13 protein-coding genes are annotated in these 16574 nt (G+C 72.8%); 11 read left to right on the top strand and 2 right to left on the bottom strand.

The features are described 5' to 3' along the window. The first annotated feature begins 191 nt into the window (after nt 1-191). Both JOD64_RS18250 and JOD64_RS18245 read left to right on the top strand, forming a co-directional pair. Nucleotides 192-2258: a serine/threonine-protein kinase gene (locus tag JOD64_RS18250; RefSeq protein WP_204943320.1), complete on the top strand. Its 2067-nt coding sequence runs from the start codon at nt 192-194 to the stop codon at nt 2256-2258. A gap of 48 nt (nt 2259-2306) precedes the next feature. After that, complete coding sequence (locus JOD64_RS18245; protein WP_204943319.1) at nt 2307-3986, top strand: phospho-sugar mutase; 1680 nt, start codon at nt 2307-2309, stop codon at nt 3984-3986. A 41-nt stretch (nt 3987-4027) separates the two neighbouring features. Here the strand turns inward: JOD64_RS18245 and JOD64_RS18240 are convergent, their stop codons facing one another. Both JOD64_RS18240 and upp read right to left on the bottom strand, forming a co-directional pair. After that, complete coding sequence (locus JOD64_RS18240; RefSeq protein ID WP_204943318.1) at nt 4028-4705, bottom strand: GOLPH3/VPS74 family protein; 678 nt, start codon at nt 4703-4705, stop codon at nt 4028-4030. 74 nt (nt 4706-4779) lie between these two features. After that, nucleotides 4780-5412 carry a uracil phosphoribosyltransferase gene (gene upp, locus JOD64_RS18235; protein ID WP_204943317.1) on the bottom strand — a complete coding sequence of 211 codons (633 nt, stop codon included), beginning with the start codon at nt 5410-5412 and terminating at the stop codon, nt 4780-4782. A 134-nt stretch (nt 5413-5546) separates the two neighbouring features. Between upp and deoC the strand changes: the two genes are divergently transcribed. The 9 genes from deoC (at nt 5547) to cydC (ending at nt 16531) form a co-directional block, all read left to right on the top strand. After that, on the top strand, nt 5547-6506 hold the full coding sequence (gene deoC / locus JOD64_RS18230) for a deoxyribose-phosphate aldolase (RefSeq protein WP_204943316.1): 960 nt from the start codon (nt 5547-5549) through the stop codon (nt 6504-6506). A 6-nt stretch (nt 6507-6512) separates the two neighbouring features. Continuing rightward, entirely contained in the window at nt 6513-7943 is a 1431-nt protein-coding gene (locus JOD64_RS18225; protein WP_204943315.1) for an aldehyde dehydrogenase family protein, read from the top strand. Continuing rightward, entirely contained in the window at nt 7936-8760 is an 825-nt protein-coding gene (locus tag JOD64_RS18220) for an aldehyde dehydrogenase family protein (protein ID WP_204943314.1), read from the top strand. Before JOD64_RS18225 ends, JOD64_RS18220 begins: the two co-directional genes overlap by 8 nt. Nucleotides 8761-9109: 349 nt before the next feature. Beyond that, complete coding sequence (locus tag JOD64_RS18215; protein WP_204943313.1) at nt 9110-9607, top strand: BlaI/MecI/CopY family transcriptional regulator; 498 nt, start codon at nt 9110-9112, stop codon at nt 9605-9607. 10 nt (nt 9608-9617) lie between these two features. Then, the gene (locus JOD64_RS18210) at nt 9618-10523 is read left to right on the top strand and encodes a M56 family metallopeptidase (protein WP_204943312.1); all 906 of its coding nucleotides are present in this window, start codon (nt 9618-9620) and stop codon (nt 10521-10523) included. 253 nt (nt 10524-10776) lie between these two features. After that, nucleotides 10777-12030: a cytochrome ubiquinol oxidase subunit I gene (locus JOD64_RS18205; RefSeq protein WP_204943311.1), complete on the top strand. Its 1254-nt coding sequence runs from the start codon at nt 10777-10779 to the stop codon at nt 12028-12030. An 18-nt stretch (nt 12031-12048) separates the two neighbouring features. Beyond that, the gene (locus JOD64_RS18200) at nt 12049-13056 is read left to right on the top strand and encodes a cytochrome d ubiquinol oxidase subunit II (RefSeq protein ID WP_204943310.1); all 1008 of its coding nucleotides are present in this window, start codon (nt 12049-12051) and stop codon (nt 13054-13056) included. Then, on the top strand, nt 13053-14729 hold the full coding sequence (gene cydD / locus JOD64_RS18195; protein WP_204943309.1) for a thiol reductant ABC exporter subunit CydD: 1677 nt from the start codon (nt 13053-13055) through the stop codon (nt 14727-14729). Before JOD64_RS18200 ends, cydD begins: the two co-directional genes overlap by 4 nt. After that, on the top strand, nt 14726-16531 hold the full coding sequence (gene cydC, locus JOD64_RS18190) for a thiol reductant ABC exporter subunit CydC (RefSeq protein WP_204943308.1): 1806 nt from the start codon (nt 14726-14728) through the stop codon (nt 16529-16531). Before cydD ends, cydC begins: the two co-directional genes overlap by 4 nt. Nucleotides 16532-16574: the final 43 nt, after the last annotated feature.

Here is a 16574-nt window from a genome sequence, read left to right as displayed (position 1 = left end):
CGCCTGGGCACGTCGTCGGGTGAGGGATACCGCACAGTGCGTTCGGACCGGCCGACACGAGGTGAATGACAGGGCACGTTCTGTCGCTTTCGATAAACGTCCGCCGCGTCGGCTTTCGCATCGGGCGTCGGAACCAGCAAGATAGGGGGGTTGTGTCCCAGCCCCCCTCGATTTCCCCCGGTGGCTTTTCTGTGACTCAGATCCCGACCTGGAGCGGCGGACCAGTTAGTCCCGCCAACGGACGAGCAGCGCCCGGCACCACCATTGGTGGCCGGTACTCGCTGCGGTCCTCGGTGGGCAACGGCGGTATGGGCACGGTGTGGCGCGCCACCGACACCCTGCTCCGCCGTGATGTGGCGGTGAAGGAGGTCGTCCTGCCCCCGGGGCTGGCCCCCAGTGACCGCGACGCGATGTACGAACGCACCCTGCGCGAGGCCCGCGCCGCCGCCGCCCTCCAGCACCCAGCGGTGGTGCAGGTGTACGACGTGGTCACCGAGGCTGGCCGGCCGTGGATCGTGATGGAGCTGCTGGACGCCCGCAGCCTCGCCGACATGGTGATCGAGGACGGGCCGGTCGCGCCCCGTGCCGTCGCCAAGATCGGCATCGCGCTGCTCGGCGCGTTGGAGGTCGCGCACGCGATCGGCGTGCTGCACCGCGACGTGAAGCCGGCAAACGTGCTGATCTGCACCGACGGGCGCTGCGTGCTGACCGACTTCGGGGTCGCCCGGATGCCCACCGACGTGCAGCTCACCACCCCCGGCATGGTGCTCGGCTCGCCGCACTTCATCTCGCCCGAGCGGGCCATGGGCCAGGAGTTCGGCCCGCCGAGCGACCTCTTCTCGCTGGGTGTGACGCTTTACACGGCGGTGGAGGGGCGACCCCCGTTCGACAAGGGCGACCCGATCGAGACCATGCACGCCGTGGTCGAGGACCCGCCCGCCCCGCCGCAGCGCAGCGGCCCGCTGACCCGCGTGCTGATGGGTCTGCTGGAGAAGGACCCGGCGCGTCGGCTGGACGTGCACACCTCCCGGGCCATGCTGCGCGAGCTGCTCGCCGGCCCGCTGGGCAGCACCGCGACCGCTGTGCACTCGGTCACCGACCCGTACGCCGTGGTGCCGGTGCAGCAGCGCCCGGTGCCCGTCCTCCCGCCGCCGCCGCCCAAGCCGGAGTCGAAGCCGGACAACCAGATCGGCGGCCCGGCGATGCTGGCCCCGGGTGAGTCCCTCACCGACCGACTGGCCGCGTTGCAGAGGGGCGAACGCCCGCAGCCGGTCGGCACGGCCGGTGCCACCGGGCTCGACGAGACCAGCGCCGACGCGTTGGCCGGTCCGCTGCACACACCCACCGGTGCGATGCCCGGACCCGGCCAGGCGGCCATCGGGCGCACCTACGGCGGCAGCGCCGATGCCACCCAGCGGGTGGACGCCGGCGCGCACCCGGACGCCACCCAGCGGGTCAGCTACGGCAGCCCGGCCGACGCCACCCAGCAGGTCGGTTACGGCAGCGCACCGGAGGCCACCCAGCGCATCGGCGGCACCTACGGTGGCGGCAACCAGTGGTCGGTGCCGGGCACCGGCCAGCCCTGGGCCGCCTCGCCCGCCCCGTCGGGAGGCGGCGCTCTGGGCAAGGTCCGCAGCACCGGGGTCCAGCTCGTCGGCACGGTCAAGGGCTGGCCGCGCAAGGTGCAGCTCGCCGCAGCCGGGGGGTTGGCCGTCGTGCTGCTGCTCGGTGTGCTGGCGCTCTCCGGCGGGGACGACCCGCCGCCGCCCAGCCCGCAGGCACAGCCCGGTCCGTCCGCCGCGACGGGCGCGGGCGTCGAGATGCAGGAACACGCCGCCCGCGGCATTCAGGTCATGGTGCCGAAGGGTTGGAAGAAGGCCACCGGCGGCTCCTACACCGACTACATCGACCCGGAGGACAGCGGCCGCAAGGTCCGCATCATCACCGAGAAGTGGTCCAGCAGCTCCACCCGGTGGGCGGAGACGGCGGAGAACGGTCTCAAGACCAGGAGTACCTCCTGCGTCAAGCCGTACGCGCAGGTCAGCGCCACCGAAACCGAGCTGGCCACCAAGCCCGCCGCCGAATTCGAGTACACCTGCGGCGAGGGCGACGTCATGCGCCACGGCGTCTGGCGGGGTGTGGCGGAGGGCGGCAAGGCGTACTCGTTCTACCTCACCTCGACGGACGCGAAGTTCGCGGAGAGCAAGCCGATCTTCGACGAGATGGTGCGGACGTTCCAGCTCACCGGGGAAGGCTGACCCGGAGGGAACCCACAGCGGTGATCCGCTGCCGTGCTATCAAGAGGCATGGCGGCGGACACCACTGACATCGACGACATTCGCGCACAAGCCCAGCGTTGGCTGGCCGACGACCCCGACCCGGCCAGCCGGGACGAGCTGACGGCGGTGCTCGACGGGCTGCCGGCGAGCGCACCGGAGCTGGCCGACCGGTTCGCCGGCCCGCTGACCTTCGGCACCGCGGGCCTGCGCGGCCCGCTGCGCGCCGGCCCGAACGGGATGAACCTCGCCGTGGTCACCCAGGCCGCTGCCGGCCTGGTCGGCTGGCTCGCGGCCCAGGGCGGCACCGGTCCGCTGGTGATCGGGTACGACGCTCGGCACGGCTCCCGGCAGTTCGCCGAGCGCACCGCCCAGGTGGCCACCGGGGCTGGTCGACCCGCGCTGCTGCTGCCCCGCCCGCTGCCCACCCCGGTGCTGGCGTACGCGGTGCGTCACCTCGGCGGGGTCGCCGGAGTGATGGTCACGGCCAGCCACAATCCGCCGCAGGACAACGGCTACAAGGTCTACCTCGGCGCGGAGCTGGGCGGTGCGCTGGGCGCCGGCGCGCAGATCGTGCCGCCCGCCGACGCCGGCATCGAGGCGGCGATCCGATCGGTCGGGCCGCTGACCCAGGTGCCGCTGGGCCAACCCGGGCAGGTGCTCGGCGACGACCTGGTCGCCGCCTACGTCGAACAGGCCACCGCGGTGATCGACCCGGACGGGCCACGGGACCTGACGGTGGCGTACACGCCGCTGCACGGGGTGGGCGCCGCGGTGCTCACCGCCGCCTTCGCCCGCGCCGGTTTCCCGGTCCCCGGAGTGGTGCCCGACCAGGCCGAACCGGACCCGGCGTTCCCGACCGTGTCGTTTCCCAACCCGGAGGAGCCCGGGGCGGTGGACCGGCTGATCGCGCTGGCCGACTCCACCGGCGCGGACCTCGCCATCGCCAACGACCCGGACGCCGACCGGTGCGCGGTGGTCGTCCGCGACAGCGCGGGCGACGGCCGGCCGACCTGGCGGATGCTGCGCGGCGACGAGGTGGGCGTGCTGCTCGCCGACCATTTGATGCGCCGCGGGGTGACCGGGCTCTACGCCACCACCATCGTGTCGTCGTCACTGCTGCGGGCGATGTGCGCGGCCCGCGGCCTGCCCTACGACGAGACGCTGACCGGCTTCAAGTGGATCGTGCGGGCCGGCGGTGGAAGCGCGCCGCTGGTGTTCGGCTACGAGGAGGCGCTCGGCTACTGCGTCGCCCCGGAGCACGTCCGGGACAAGGACGGCATCACCGCCGCACTGACCGTGGCCGAGCTGGCCGCCGGCCTCAAGACGCAGGGCCGCACGTTGACCGACCGGCTGGACGAGTTGGCCGCCGAGTTCGGCGTGCACCACACCGACCAGCTCTCCGCCCGGGTGGACGACCTGCGGGTGATCACCGACGCGATGGCCAGGATCCGGGCGGCCACGCCGACCACCCTGCTCGGGCAGTCGGTCGACAGCGTCCGGGACCTGCTACCCGAGTCGGACGTGGTGATCCTGCGGACCGCGGTGGCCCGGGTGGTGATCCGCCCATCCGGGACCGAGCCGAAGCTCAAGGCGTACCTCGAGGTGGTGGAGCCGGTGCCCGACGGCGATGTCGCCGCGGCCCGCACCCGCGCGCAGACGGCGATCGCGCAGCTCCGCACCGAGATCGCCGCCGCCCTCGGCCTGTGACGACAGGGACGGGCCCCTTACCGAAGGGGCCCGTCCCGAGGTCAGCGGCGGGGGCCGAGGGCCTGGTCGACGGCCCTGCCCAGGGCGGCGACGACCAGGCCCACCGAGGGACGGACCACCGAGTCGTCGGTGCTCACCTCGCCGGAGAAGCCAGCGCCGGTGGCGATCTCCTCCAGCCGGCGACGAGCGTCGGCGGCGGTCTCGCCGCTCACCCCGAGTGCGGACTCCATCCGCAGCACCACGACCAGGGTGGCCAGCGCGGCGGTCCGCTCGTCCGGGGCCGCGGCGCCGGTCAGTGCCTCAGCCAGCCGCTGCCGGGTCTCCGCCTCGATGGCGGTGTTCAGGACGGGGTAGCGGTGCACGTGGATGAAGCCCAGCTCGGTCTCGTCGACGTCGCGGATCACACCCTGGCCGCAGAGGTCACCGAGAATCCGGTCCCGCAGGCCGTGCCGCAGTCGCTGCACCCAGGAGGCCGGAGTGTGCGGGGTGTCGGCCGCCAAGCGGCCCAGCACCTCGTCGGCGACCGGCTCCCCGGTGGGTGTCGGGTCGACCACCGTCAACGACCCGTCGGCGTACGCGATCCGGCCGGCCAGGGCCAACTCGACCAGCACCGCGGCGGCCATGCCGAGGTCCAGGCTGATCCGTGGCATGGTCGCCTTGCCGGTCGTGTCGTCGTAGGCGAGGAGCAACAACTCCTCGGCGAGCGCAACACCAGTCATGGCCGGACACGGTAGCGGGTCCGCGCACCACCGCGCACGGACCCGCCCGACCCGGCACCGTCCGGGTCACGACCTCAGAACCGGGGCATGCCACCGAACTGGCGGTCACCGGCGTCGCCGAGCCCGGGGACGATGAACATGCGGTCGTTGAGCCCCTCGTCGATCGAGGCCGTGACCAGGCGCAACGGCAGACCGGAGCGTTCCAGCCGCTCGATGCCGACCGGCGCGGCGAGCACGCAGAGCACGGTGATGTCCGTGCAGCCGCGGTCGGCCAGCAGCCGACAGGAGTGCTCCAGCGAGCCACCGGTGGCCAGCATCGGGTCCAGCACCAGCACCGGCTTCCCGGCCAGGTCCCGGGGCAACGACTCCATGTACGCGCGCGGCTCGTAGGTCTCCTCGTCGCGGGCCAGACCCACGAAGCCCATCGAGGACTCGGGCAGCAGGCCGAGCGCGGCATCCGCCATGCCCAGGCCGGCCCGCAGCACCGGCACCAGCAGCGGCGGGTTGGCTAGCCGGGTGCCCTCGGTGCCGGTGACCGGCGTCTGCACCGGGTACCGCTCGACGGGGAAGGTGCGCGCCGCCTCGTACACCAGCATGGTGGTCAGTTCGTGCAGCGCCGCCCGGAACGTCGAGGAATCGGTGCGCGCGTCCCGCATGGCAGTCAACCTGGACTGGGCCAGCGGGTGGTCAATGACGTGTACGTCCACGATCGCTCAACCTACCGGTCCGTCCGGCGCGGCGGTGTGGCTGCGCTCGGACCAGCGACGCCGCTCACGTCAGCAGGCCCACCAGCCCATCGTGAGCAAGATCACTCGGCATTTCGGTGCGTAGACTTCGGGGCATGACGGCGACAACGACGTCGGCCCGGTCGGAGCTCTCCGAGCTGGGACGATCCGAGACCGCTCTGCGGACCTTCCTGCACGGACTACCCGGCGTGGACCAGGTCGGCGCGGAGCAGCGGGCGGCACAGCTCGGCACCCGATCCATCAAGACCACCGCCAAGGCCCAGGCGATCGACCTGGCGATCCGGATGGTCGACCTGACCACCCTGGAAGGCGCGGACACCCCCGGCAAGGTACGCGCGCTCGCCGCGAAGGCGTTGCGCCCCGACCCGGCCGACCCGTCCTGTCCCCACGTCGGCGCGGTCTGCGTCTACCCGGCGATGGTCCCGTACGTCGCCGAGGTGCTGCGCGGTTCACACGTGCACCTCGCCAGCGTGGCGACCGCCTTCCCCTCCGGCCAGGCACCGTTGGAGATCAAGCTCGCCGACACCCGGGCCGCCGTCGCGGCCGGCGCCGACGAGATCGACATGGTGATCAACCGGGGTGCGTTCCTGGCCGGGCGGTACAAGGAGGTCTACGACGAGATCGTGGCCACCAAGGAAGCCTCCGGTGACGCTCACCTCAAGGTGATCCTCGAGACCGGCGAGCTGGCCACCTACGACAACGTACGGCGGGCCTCCTGGCTGGCCATGCTGGCCGGCGGCGACTTCATCAAGACGTCCACCGGCAAGGTCCCGATCACGGCGACACTGCCGGTGACGCTGGTGATGCTGGAAGCGGTCCGCGACTTCCGCGAAGCGACCGGCCGGCAGGTGGGCGTGAAGCCCGCCGGTGGCATCAAGACCACCAAGGACGCGATCAAGTACCTGGTGATGGTCAACGAGACCGTCGGCACGGACTGGCTCGACCCGGACTGGTTCCGCTTCGGCGCCTCCAGCCTGCTCAACGACCTGCTGATGCAGCGCACCAAGCTGACGACCGGCACCTACTCCGGTCCCGACTACTTCACCCTGGACTGATAGCCGATGTTCGAATACGCCCCCGCCCCCGAGTCCCGCTCGGTGGTGGACCTCAAGCCCTCGTACGGGCTGTTCATCGACGGCGCTTTCGTCGATCCGACCGACGGTGACAGCTTCAAGTCGATCAACCCCGCCTCCGAGGAGGTGCTGGCCGAGATCGCCGAGGCCGGCGCGCCAGACGTGGAGCGCGCGGTGCGCGCCGCCCGGAAGGCGTACGACAAGGTCTGGGGTCCGATGCCCGGCCGGGACCGAGCGAAGTACCTGTACCGGATCGCCCGGCTCGTCCAGGAACGCTCCCGTGAGCTGGCCGTCCTGGAGTCGCTCGACAACGGCAAGCCGATCAAGGAATCCCGCGACGTCGACCTGCCGCTCGTCGCCGCGCACTTCTTCTACTACGCGGGCTGGGCCGACAAGCTGGAGCACGCCGGGTTCGGCCGGAATCCTCGGCCCATCGGGGTAGCCGCGCAGGTCATCCCGTGGAACTTCCCGCTGCTGATGCTGGCCTGGAAGATCGCCCCCGCCCTCGCGGCGGGCAACACGGTGGTGCTGAAGCCGGCGGAGACCACCTCGCTGACCGCGCTGCTCTTCGCCGAGATCTGCCAACAGGCCGACCTGCCGCCCGGCGTGGTCAACATCGTCACCGGCGCCGGCGACACCGGTCGCACGCTGGTCGAGCACCCCGGCGTGGACAAGGTGGCCTTCACCGGCTCCACCGACGTCGGCCGGGCCATCGCCCGATCCGTCGCCGGCACCCGCAAGAAGCTGACCCTGGAGCTGGGCGGCAAGGCCGCCAACATCGTCTTCGACGACGCCCCCATCGACCAGGCCGTCGAGGGCATCGTCAACGGCATCTTCTTCAACCAGGGGCACGTCTGCTGCGCCGGCTCCCGACTGCTGGTCCAGGAGAACGTGGCCGACCGCGTGCTGGAGTCGCTGAAGCGGCGGATGGCCCAGCTCCGCGTCGGCGACCCACTGGACAAGAACACCGACGTCGGCGCCATCAACTCGGCCGCCCAACTGGAGCGGATCCGCGAGCTGTCCGACGCCGGCTCCGCCGAGGGCGCCGAGCGCTGGTCGCCGCCGTGCGAGCTGCCCGAGCGGGGCTTCTGGTTCGCGCCGACCATCTTCACCGGTGTCACCCAGGCGCACCGCATCGCCCGCGAGGAGATCTTCGGGCCGGTGCTGTCGGTGCTCACCTTCCGCACCCCGGACGAGGCCGTCGAGAAGGCCAACAACACGCCGTACGGGCTGTCGGCGGGCATCTGGACCGACAAGGGGTCCCGGATCCTGTGGATGGCCGACCGGCTGCGCGCCGGTGTGGTCTGGGCCAACACGTTCAACAAGTTCGACCCCACCTCGCCGTTCGGCGGCTACAAGGAGTCGGGCTACGGTCGCGAGGGCGGCCGGCACGGGCTGGAGGCGTACCTCAATGTCTGAGCGGGTCGCGGTACGCAAGACGTACAAGCTCTTCATCGGCGGGAAGTTCCCGCGCAGCGAGTCGGGACGGTCGTATCTCGTGCAGTCCTCGAATGTGTCACTGGCCTCCCGCAAGGACGCCCGGGACGCGGTGGTCGCCGCCCGCGCCGCCGTCAAGGGCTGGGCCGGCGCGACCGCGTACAACCGAGGTCAGATCCTCTACCGGGCCGCCGAGATGCTGGAGGGCCGCCGCGAGCAGTTCGTCGCCCTGGGCGTGCCCGCCGACGAGGTGGACGCCGCAGTGGACCGCTGGGTCTGGTACGCCGGCTGGGCCGACAAGCTCGCCCAGGTGTACGGCGGCGCCAACCCGGTCGCCGGCCCGTACTTCAATATCTCCGCGCCCGAGCCGACCGGTGTGATCGCGGTGGTCGCCCCGGAACGCCCGGCGCTGCTCGGCCTGGTCAGCGTGATCGCCCCGGCGATCGTCACCGGCAACACGGTGGTGGTGGCGGCGTCGCCCTCGGAGCCCCTGGCGGCGGTGACGCTGGCCGAGGTGCTGGCCACCTCCGACCTGCCCGGCGGGGTGGTCAACATCCTCACCGGCGCGATCACCGAGACCGCACCGTCGCTGGCGGCGCACATGGACGTCAACGCCATCGACCTGACCGGGGTGATCGACACCGCGCTCGCCACCGACCTGGAGTTCAAGGCCGCGGAGAACCTCAAGCGGGTGCTCCGACCGGCTCCGGCCGACCACGACTGGTTCGCCGACCCGGGCCTGGCCCGGATGACCGCCCTGTTGGAGACGAAGACGGTGTGGCATCCCAAGGGGGTGTGATCGTTTGCTCTGCCTTTGGGTTTTCCGGGGGAGCCCCACCCGCTCCGGGCGGTCAGGCTTGATCCCTGCGCGGGTGGGGCTCCCCCGGAAAACCTGACGTGGGCCCGGCCCGTCGAGAGGGTCAGCTTGCGGGTGCTGCCTTGGGTTGGGTTGACGGTCAGCGGTGTTTCGGTGGGCCGCCAGTCGCGCTGGGCGCCGCGGCGCCCGACGCAGTCCAAGATCTTCACAACTTCGGCGATGTTGCTGCTTCCGGCGTTCTTAAAGCAGCAACATCGCCGACCTTGTGTGGATCTTGAGGCGGGCGGGAGCGCCGGAGAGCAGGGTCTACTACCGGGGGTAGGATTGGGGAGTGACTCGGTTGGGCGATCTTGAACGTGCGGTGATGGACGTGCTGTGGGACGTGGTCCCCGGCACGTCGGACGGTGTGACCGTGCGCGAGGTGGCCGACGCGCTCGACGGGCGCGAGTTGGCGTACACCACGGTGATGACCGTGCTGGACCGGCTCGCCGGCAAGGGCATGGTGCAGCGGGAGCGGGAGGGCCGGGCCTGGCGGTACCGGCCAGCGGCCAGCCGCGAGGCGCACATCGCCCAGCTCATGCTCGACGCCCTCGACCTGGGCGGCAGCCGGGACGCCGCGCTGGTGCGCTTCGCCCGCTCGGTCACCGGAACCGAGGCTGAGGTGTTGCGGGCGGCCCTGGGGAGCGAAGCCGACCCGACCGGGCCGGGCACCACCGCCGGTGGCGCGGATGTCGTCGGACCGGGCCGGGCCGAGTCGGGCGCCGAATTGACCGACCGGGTGGACGGGCCGGCGGGCCGGCGACCTGCCGGCGAGGCAGCGGAGCGGTAGGGCACCCGCCATGGCCTACGCCGTGCACTTCGCCATCACCATGCTGGCCTGCTATCTGACGGCTCAGGTGCTGGCGCGCTCCACCTGGACGTGGCGCAGCCCGCGGGTGGCGATCATCTGCTGGCAGTCCGTCGGGTTGGCACTGGGCCTCTCCGCGATGGGCCTGCCGATGGCGCTCGGGTTGAGCACGTACGGCCTGCCGACAGGGAGCGCACTGCTCGCCCTGGCCGAAAGCTTCGGCCACGGCCCCCTGCCGGTCGGGATGAGCACCTTCCACCTCGCCGGTGTCGGCGTGGGCTTCGGCATCGGTGCGGTGCTGGTCACCACGACCGTGCGCAGCATCCACGGCACCGTACGCGCCCAGCGTCGGCACCGGGACCTGCTCTCCCTGGTCGCCCGGGACGACCCGGCCGCACCCGGCGCGCTGGTGCTGGATCATCCGAGTGCCGCCGCGTACTGCCTGCCGGGCGTGAAGCCGCAGGTGGTCGTCAGCGCCGGCACGCTGAGTCTGCTGGATCGGGCCGAGCTGGCCGCGGTGCTCAGCCACGAGCGCGCGCACGCCCACGAGCGGCACGACCTGGTGCTGCTGCCGTTCACCGCGCTGTGCCGCGCGTTGCCGTGGTTCAGCTGGGTCCGCGACGCGCACGAGCGGGTCGCCCTGCTGGTCGAGATGCGCGCCGACGACAAGGCCCGTGAGCTGCACGCGGATGCGCCGCTGGCGGGTGCGCTGCGCCGATTCGCCGCCGCCGGCCACCGGGTCACCCCGGCGGGCGCGCTGGGCATGGGCGACCGGGATCTTGACGTACGGGTGCAGCGTCTGCTGGTCAGCGACCGCCCGCCCCGGGTGCTCGGTGCCACCGCTCTCGCGGTCGCCACCATGCTGGTCGCTCTGCCGGTCACCCTCTTCCTGAGCTGAGCCGACCACCACCGGCACGCCCACCACACCGCACGCCCCGCCTCCCCGCTCCAAGGTCGCACTCGATCCAGGATCGAGGGGCATCCTCCTGGCCGCGAGGCCACTACATCCACGATCGAGCGCGATCTCCCCGACCCACAATTACTACGTTTCGTAGTAGAGTTTTCTACGACAGGGCGTAGTAGTCTGACGTGTAGCCAAGCTACGTGTAGGGTGACTACGACAAGGCAGCCAACACTACGGAGGGCCGGCCATGGACACCCTGCTCCTCGCCCGCCTGCAGTTCGCCACCACCACCTCGATCCACTTCCTGTTCGTGGTCGTCACGCTCGGGCTGGTCACCCTGCTGGTCGGGATGCAGACGGCCTGGGTGCTCACCGGCAATCCAAAGTGGGAGCGGCTCACCCGGTACTGGGGCCAGCTCTACGTGATCAACTACGTGCTCGGCATCGCCACCGGCATCGTGATGGAGTTCCAGTTCGGGCTGAACTGGAGTGGCCTGTCGCGCTACGTCGGCAACGTCTTCGGCGCGCCACTGGCCATCGAGACGCTTGTGGCGTTCTTCCTCGAGTCCACGTTCCTCGGGATGTGGATCTTCGGTTGGCACCGGCTCGGCAAGGGTGTCCACCTCGCGTTGCTCTGGGGTGTGGCGATCACCGCGTACGCGTCCGCGTTCTGGATCATGGTGGCCAACTCCTGGCTGCAGAACCCGGTCGGGTACGAGGTCCGCGACGGAATCGCCCACCTCACCGACTTCGGCGCACTGCTCACCAACCCCAGTCTCGGCATGGCGTTCGGGCACGTGGTCTCGGCCGCGTTGCTGGTCGGCGGGATGGTGATGGCGGCGGTCAGCGCCTGGCACCTGATCCGGCGTACCACCGACTTTGCGCTCTTCCGCACCTCGCTGCGGATCGGCCTGGTCACGTCGGCGCTGGCGATCAGCATGGTGCAGAGCTTCGGCTTCGCCCAGTTCGGCCCGGTCGGCGCTGTGCAGCCGACCAAGTTCGGCGGCGAGGGCCCGGAGGCCCAGGCGCTGATCGCCGAGTGGACCGCCCGGTTCGGCCCCGGCGACTACACCTCACCGGTGCTGGCCAGCGTCGGACTGGGCTTCATGATCATGACCGGTTTCACCCTCGGCTGCGTCTGGCTGCTACTGCCCCTGCTCTTCCGGGACTGGATCATCCGGCTGCGCTTCCCGCTCTGGCTGCTCCTGCTGGCCCTGCCGCTGCCGTTCGTCGCGGTGATCCTCGGCTGGATCTCGCGGGAGGTCGGCCGTCAACCCTGGGTGGCGTACGGGCTGCTCCCCACCGAGCAGGCCGTCTCCCCGGTCGGTGCTCCCGTGATGCTCACCTCGCTGATCGGCTTCAGCCTGCTGCTGGGCACCCTCGCCGTCACCAACTGGGTGCTGCTCGCCCGGCATGCGGCGCGCGGCGCGGCCGATCCGCCGCTCGGCCGTCCACCGGCGCCGCCCGGTGAGCCGGCCCACCTCGAACCCGCCCTCGTCTGAGGATCTGAGGAGAAGCCCGTGGATCTCGCCTGGTACGCCCTGCTCGGCCTCTTCTTCGCGAGCTACCTGGTGCTCGCCGGCTACGACTACGGCGTCGGGCTGCTGCTCGCGCGCGGCGGTGGCCCGGCCAGGCGGCGGGCCGCGCTCACCGCGCTCGGCCCGTTCTTCCTCGGCAACGAGGTCTGGCTGGTGGCCACCGTTGGCATCCTCTTCGGCGCGTTCCCGGTGCTGGAGGGCGAGTTGCTCGCCGGCTGCTATCCGGCCGTCGCCGGTGCCCTGGTCGGCGTCGTGCTGGTCACCGCCGGGGTGCAACTGCGCAGCCGGCCCGCCGACGAGCGGGTCCGCGCCCGCTGGGACCGCGTCGTGGTGATCGGCAGCGCCCTCGCCGCGCTGGGCTGGGGTGTGCTGCTCGCCGCACTGTTGCAGGGCATGCCCCGGCAGACCGACGGGCACGTCGCCGGGGTGTCGCATCTGGTCACGCCCTTCGCGGCAGCCGTCGGGTTGGCCATGGTCGCCCTGGTCGCGGTGCACGGTGCGACCTTCCTCACCCTGCGACTGCCGAGCGCCGACGCCGACGTGGTCGGCCGGACGGCCCGCCGGCTGGTGCCGGTGGCGCTCACCGCGGTCGCCCTGGCCACCGTCGCGGGCCTGCTCTCCACCCGGGTACGCGACGCGGTCCAGCGGCCGGCGGTGGCCGTACTCCTGCCGGTGCTGCTCGTGGCGGCGCTGCTGGCGGCCCGCGCGGCGTTGGCGCGGCGACGGCCGGGGTGGGCTCTGATCGCCACCGGCGCGGCCCTGGCGCTGCCGGTGGGGCTGGTCGGCGCGGCCCTCTGGCCCTACGTGCTGGTGTCCACGACCGACCCGGGCGCCTCGCTGACGGTGGCCGACGCGGCCGCCAGCGCACCGACTCTGCGGCTGCTCGGCTGGGTGGCGCTGCCGCTGCTTCCGGCCCTACTAGGCTTCCAGGCGATGTGCTGGTGGGTTTTCCGAGGACGGACCGACGGTAGGGCACCGGTGTACTGGTGAACCGCCGTCCGTTCGACCCGCGTCTGCTGCGCCGGGTCCCCGCGGCCCGGCGCGATCTTGCCGTGCTCGCGCTGCTGGGCGTGCTCGCCGCCGGGCTGATCGTGGCGCAGGCCACCGCACTCGCGGCGGTGCTGGCCACCGCCGTCGACGGCCGGTTGGACCGACCGGCGCTGGCCGGCTTCGTGGTCGCCGTCGCCGCCCGCTCCGCCCTGGTCTGGGCACAGGGCACCGTCTCGGCGCGGGTCGCCGCGACGGTCAAGGCCACGCTGCGGGCCGACCTGCTCGGCGCGGTGGGCCGACACGGGCCCGGCTGGGTGGCCGGGCAGCGAGCCGGCCAGCTCGCCACCCTGGCCGGGCGCGGGTTGGATGCGCTGGACGCGTACTTCACCGGCTACCTCCCGCAGCTGGTGCTCAGTGTGACGGTGCCGCTGGCAGTGCTGGCCCGGGTCGTCTTCGCCGACTGGAGCTCGGCGCTGATCATCGCGCTGACCCTGCCGCTGATCCCGGTCTTCGGCGCACTGCTCGGCTGGCAGGCGCAGGCCGCCACCGATCGGCAGTGGCGCCGGCTCGCACTGCTCGGCGGCCACTTCCTGGACATGGTCGCCGGGCTGCCCACGCTGCGCGCATTCGGGCGAGCCCGGGCGCAGACCGACGTGGTGCGCCGGATGGCCGACGGGCACCGGGTCGCCACCATGAAGACGCTGCGGATCGCGTTCCTCTCCGCGCTGGTGCTGGAGCTGGTCGCCACCCTCTCGGTGGCGCTGGTCGCGGTGCCGGTCGGTATCCGGTTGCTCGGCGGTGGGCTGGCCCTGCAGACCGCGCTGCTGGTGCTGCTGCTCACCCCGGAGGCGTACCTGCCGCTGCGGGCCGCTGGCAGCCGCTTCCACGCCAGCATGGAGGGGCTCGCCGCGTTGGACGAGGCGCTGACCATCTCGGCCACGCCCGCGGCACCCCGGGCCGCCGAGGGCGCCACCACCCCGAACGCGCGGCGCGAGATCCGGTTCGAGGGGGTGACCGTGGCGTACGAGCGGACCACCGCGCTGCGCGACGTGACCCTGACCATCCGACCCGGCGAACGGATCGCCATCATCGGGCCCAGCGGCGCCGGCAAGAGCACCCTGCTCGGCCTGCTGCTCGGCTTCGTGACGCCGACCAGCGGGCGGATCACCGTGGACGGCGTCGACCTCGCCACCGCCGACCCGGACGCCTGGCGCCGGCAGCTCGCCTGGGTGCCGCAGCGGGCCCACCTCTTCGCCGCCTCGCTGGCCGACAACATCCGGCTCGGGGCACCAGACACCCCGGCCGACGCGCTGGCCGCCGCAGTGCACGATGCCGCCCTGGACGACGTGGTGGCCGGCCTGCCGGACGGCCTGGACACCCTGCTCGGCGAACGCGGGCACGGGCTGTCCAGCGGGCAGCGGCAGCGGGTGGCGCTGGCCCGGGCATTTCTGCGGGCCGCACCGGTGGTGCTGCTCGACGAACCGACCGCCCGACTGGACACCGCAGCCGAAGCGGTGGTGCTCGACGCCACCCGCCGTCTGGTCGCCGGGCGGACCGCGCTGCTGGTCGCGCACCGACCGGCGCTGCTCACCGACGCCGACCGGATCCTGCGCGTCGAGGACGGTCGGGTCACCGAGCTGACGCCCGAGCCGACCGGAAAGGCGCCCCGATGACCACGGCAAACGGGCCGAGCCCGGTCGACGCGGGGCCGGCCGACGACGTCGCACCGGCCGGGCGGGCCACCGCCGAGCGGGTCGTGCTGCGGCTCGCCCGACCGTACCTGGGCCGACTGGTCGGTGCCGGGCTGCTCGCGGCCGCTACCGAGTTCGCCGGGCTGGCCCTGATGGCCACCGCCACCTGGCTGTTGATGAGCGCCGCCGGTCAGCCTCCGCTGGACCGGCTCACCGTGGCCATCGTCGCGGTCCGGGCGCTGGCCATCAGCCGGGGCGTGTTGCGCTACTCCGAGCGGCTCGCCGGGCACGACGCGGTGCTTCGCATGATCACTGACATCCGGGCCCGGGTCTTCGCCACCCTCGCGGCCCGCCGCAGCGCCGTGCACCGCTCGGGGGACGTGCTGAGCCGGCTGGTCTCCGACGTCGAGGCGGTCCAGGACCTGCTGCTGCGGGTGCTGGTCCCGGGCTCGGCGGCGGCCCTGGTCGGTGTGCTGGCGGTCGGCGTGGCCGTGCTGATCTCCCCGCCGGCCGCCGGAGCGCTCGCCGTCGGGCTACTGGTCGCCGGTGTGGCGCTGCCCGCACTGGCCACCAAGGTCACCCGCCGCAGCGCGGCCGAGGTGGCACCGCTGCGCGGCGCGCTGGCCACCGACGCGATCGACCTCACCCACGGCGCTGCCGACCTGGCGGCGTTCGGGGCCACCGACGTCGCGCTGCGCTCCGCCGAGCAACGCGCCCGCCGGCTGGCCCAACTGGAGCGTCGGCTGGCCGCCACCGGGTTCGCGGTGGACGCGGCCGGCGTGTTGACCGCCGGGTTGACCGCCGCGGCCGTGGTGCTGGCCGCGCTGGCCGCCGACGTGCCGGGGGTGCTGGTGGGCGTCCTGGCCGTCGGCGCCCTGGCGGCGGTCGAGGTGACACTGGCGCTGGTCGCGGCGGCCCGACAGTGGACACAACTGCGGCCCGGCCTGGCCCGGGTGGCCGCCCTGCTCGACGACGACACCCCGACTCCGCGGCCCACGGACGGCGTGACGGACCTGGTCGGCCCGCACGACCTGCGCTTCGTCGACGTGACCGTTCGGTACCGGGCCGGCGCGGCACCCGCCCTGGACGACGTCAGCCTGGACCTGCCAGCCGGGCGGAGGATCGCGGTGGTCGGCCCGAGCGGCGCCGGCAAGAGCACGCTGGCCGCCGTGCTGACCGGCACCGTCCAACCCGTCTCCGGCCGGGTCACCCTGGACGGTCAGGACCTGTCGGCGTACCCCGAGGAGGCGCTGCCCCGCGCGGTCGGCGGCCTGCTGGCCGAGGCGTACGTCTTCCACGCCACGGTGCGGGAGAACCTGCTGCTCGGGCGGGCCGGAGCTGGCGAGGACGAGCTGACCGCCGCCACCGCCGCCGCCGGCCTGTTGGAGTGGGTACACGCCCAGCCGGCGGGCTGGGACACGCTGGTCGGCGAGGAGGGCGGGCAACTCTCGGGCGGCCAGCGGCAGCGGCTGGCGCTCGCCCGGGCCCTGCTCGCCGCACCACCGGTGCTGGTGCTCGACGAGCCCACCGAAGGGCTGGACCCGACCGCCGCGGACGCGGTGCTCGCGTCCGCCCTCGCCGCCACCCCAGCCGACCACTCGGTGCTGTTGATCAGCCACCGGCTCAGCGGGTTGGAAGGGCTGGACGAGATCGTCGTCCTCGACGGCGGCCGGGTGATCCAGCGCGGTCGGCACGCCGAACTGGTCGCCGCCGACGGCTGGTACCGGGACCAGTGGCTGCTGCAGGCGGCGGCCGAACGCGGTTACCTGGCTCTCGCCCCCTGACCGGCCTCCGGGGCGGACCAGGGTCCTCCCCGACGCCGGGGTC

The sequence above is a fragment of the Micromonospora luteifusca genome (assembly GCF_016907275.1).
Classification (GTDB): Bacteria; Actinomycetota; Actinomycetes; order Mycobacteriales; family Micromonosporaceae; genus Micromonospora; species Micromonospora luteifusca.
The sequence above is the reverse complement of the archived record's forward strand: the minus strand, read 5'-3'. Positions and strand labels throughout refer to the sequence as shown.

What these genes read in the sequence shown, in the direction of transcription:
- JOD64_RS18245 (WP_204943319.1), top strand. Translation starts at nt 2,307, where the DNA reads ATGGCGGCGGACACCACTGACATCGACGACATTCGCGCACAAGCCCAG.
- JOD64_RS18240 (WP_204943318.1), bottom strand. Translation starts at nt 4,705, where the DNA reads ATGACTGGTGTTGCGCTCGCCGAGGAGTTGTTGCTCCTCGCCTACGAC.
- deoC (WP_204943316.1), top strand. Translation starts at nt 5,547, where the DNA reads ATGACGGCGACAACGACGTCGGCCCGGTCGGAGCTCTCCGAGCTGGGA.
- JOD64_RS18225 (WP_204943315.1), top strand. Translation starts at nt 6,513, where the DNA reads ATGTTCGAATACGCCCCCGCCCCCGAGTCCCGCTCGGTGGTGGACCTC.
- JOD64_RS18220 (WP_204943314.1), top strand. Translation starts at nt 7,936, where the DNA reads ATGTCTGAGCGGGTCGCGGTACGCAAGACGTACAAGCTCTTCATCGGC.
- JOD64_RS18210 (WP_204943312.1), top strand. Translation starts at nt 9,618, where the DNA reads ATGGCCTACGCCGTGCACTTCGCCATCACCATGCTGGCCTGCTATCTG.
- JOD64_RS18205 (WP_204943311.1), top strand. Translation starts at nt 10,777, where the DNA reads ATGGACACCCTGCTCCTCGCCCGCCTGCAGTTCGCCACCACCACCTCG.
- cydC (WP_204943308.1), top strand. Translation starts at nt 14,726, where the DNA reads ATGACCACGGCAAACGGGCCGAGCCCGGTCGACGCGGGGCCGGCCGAC.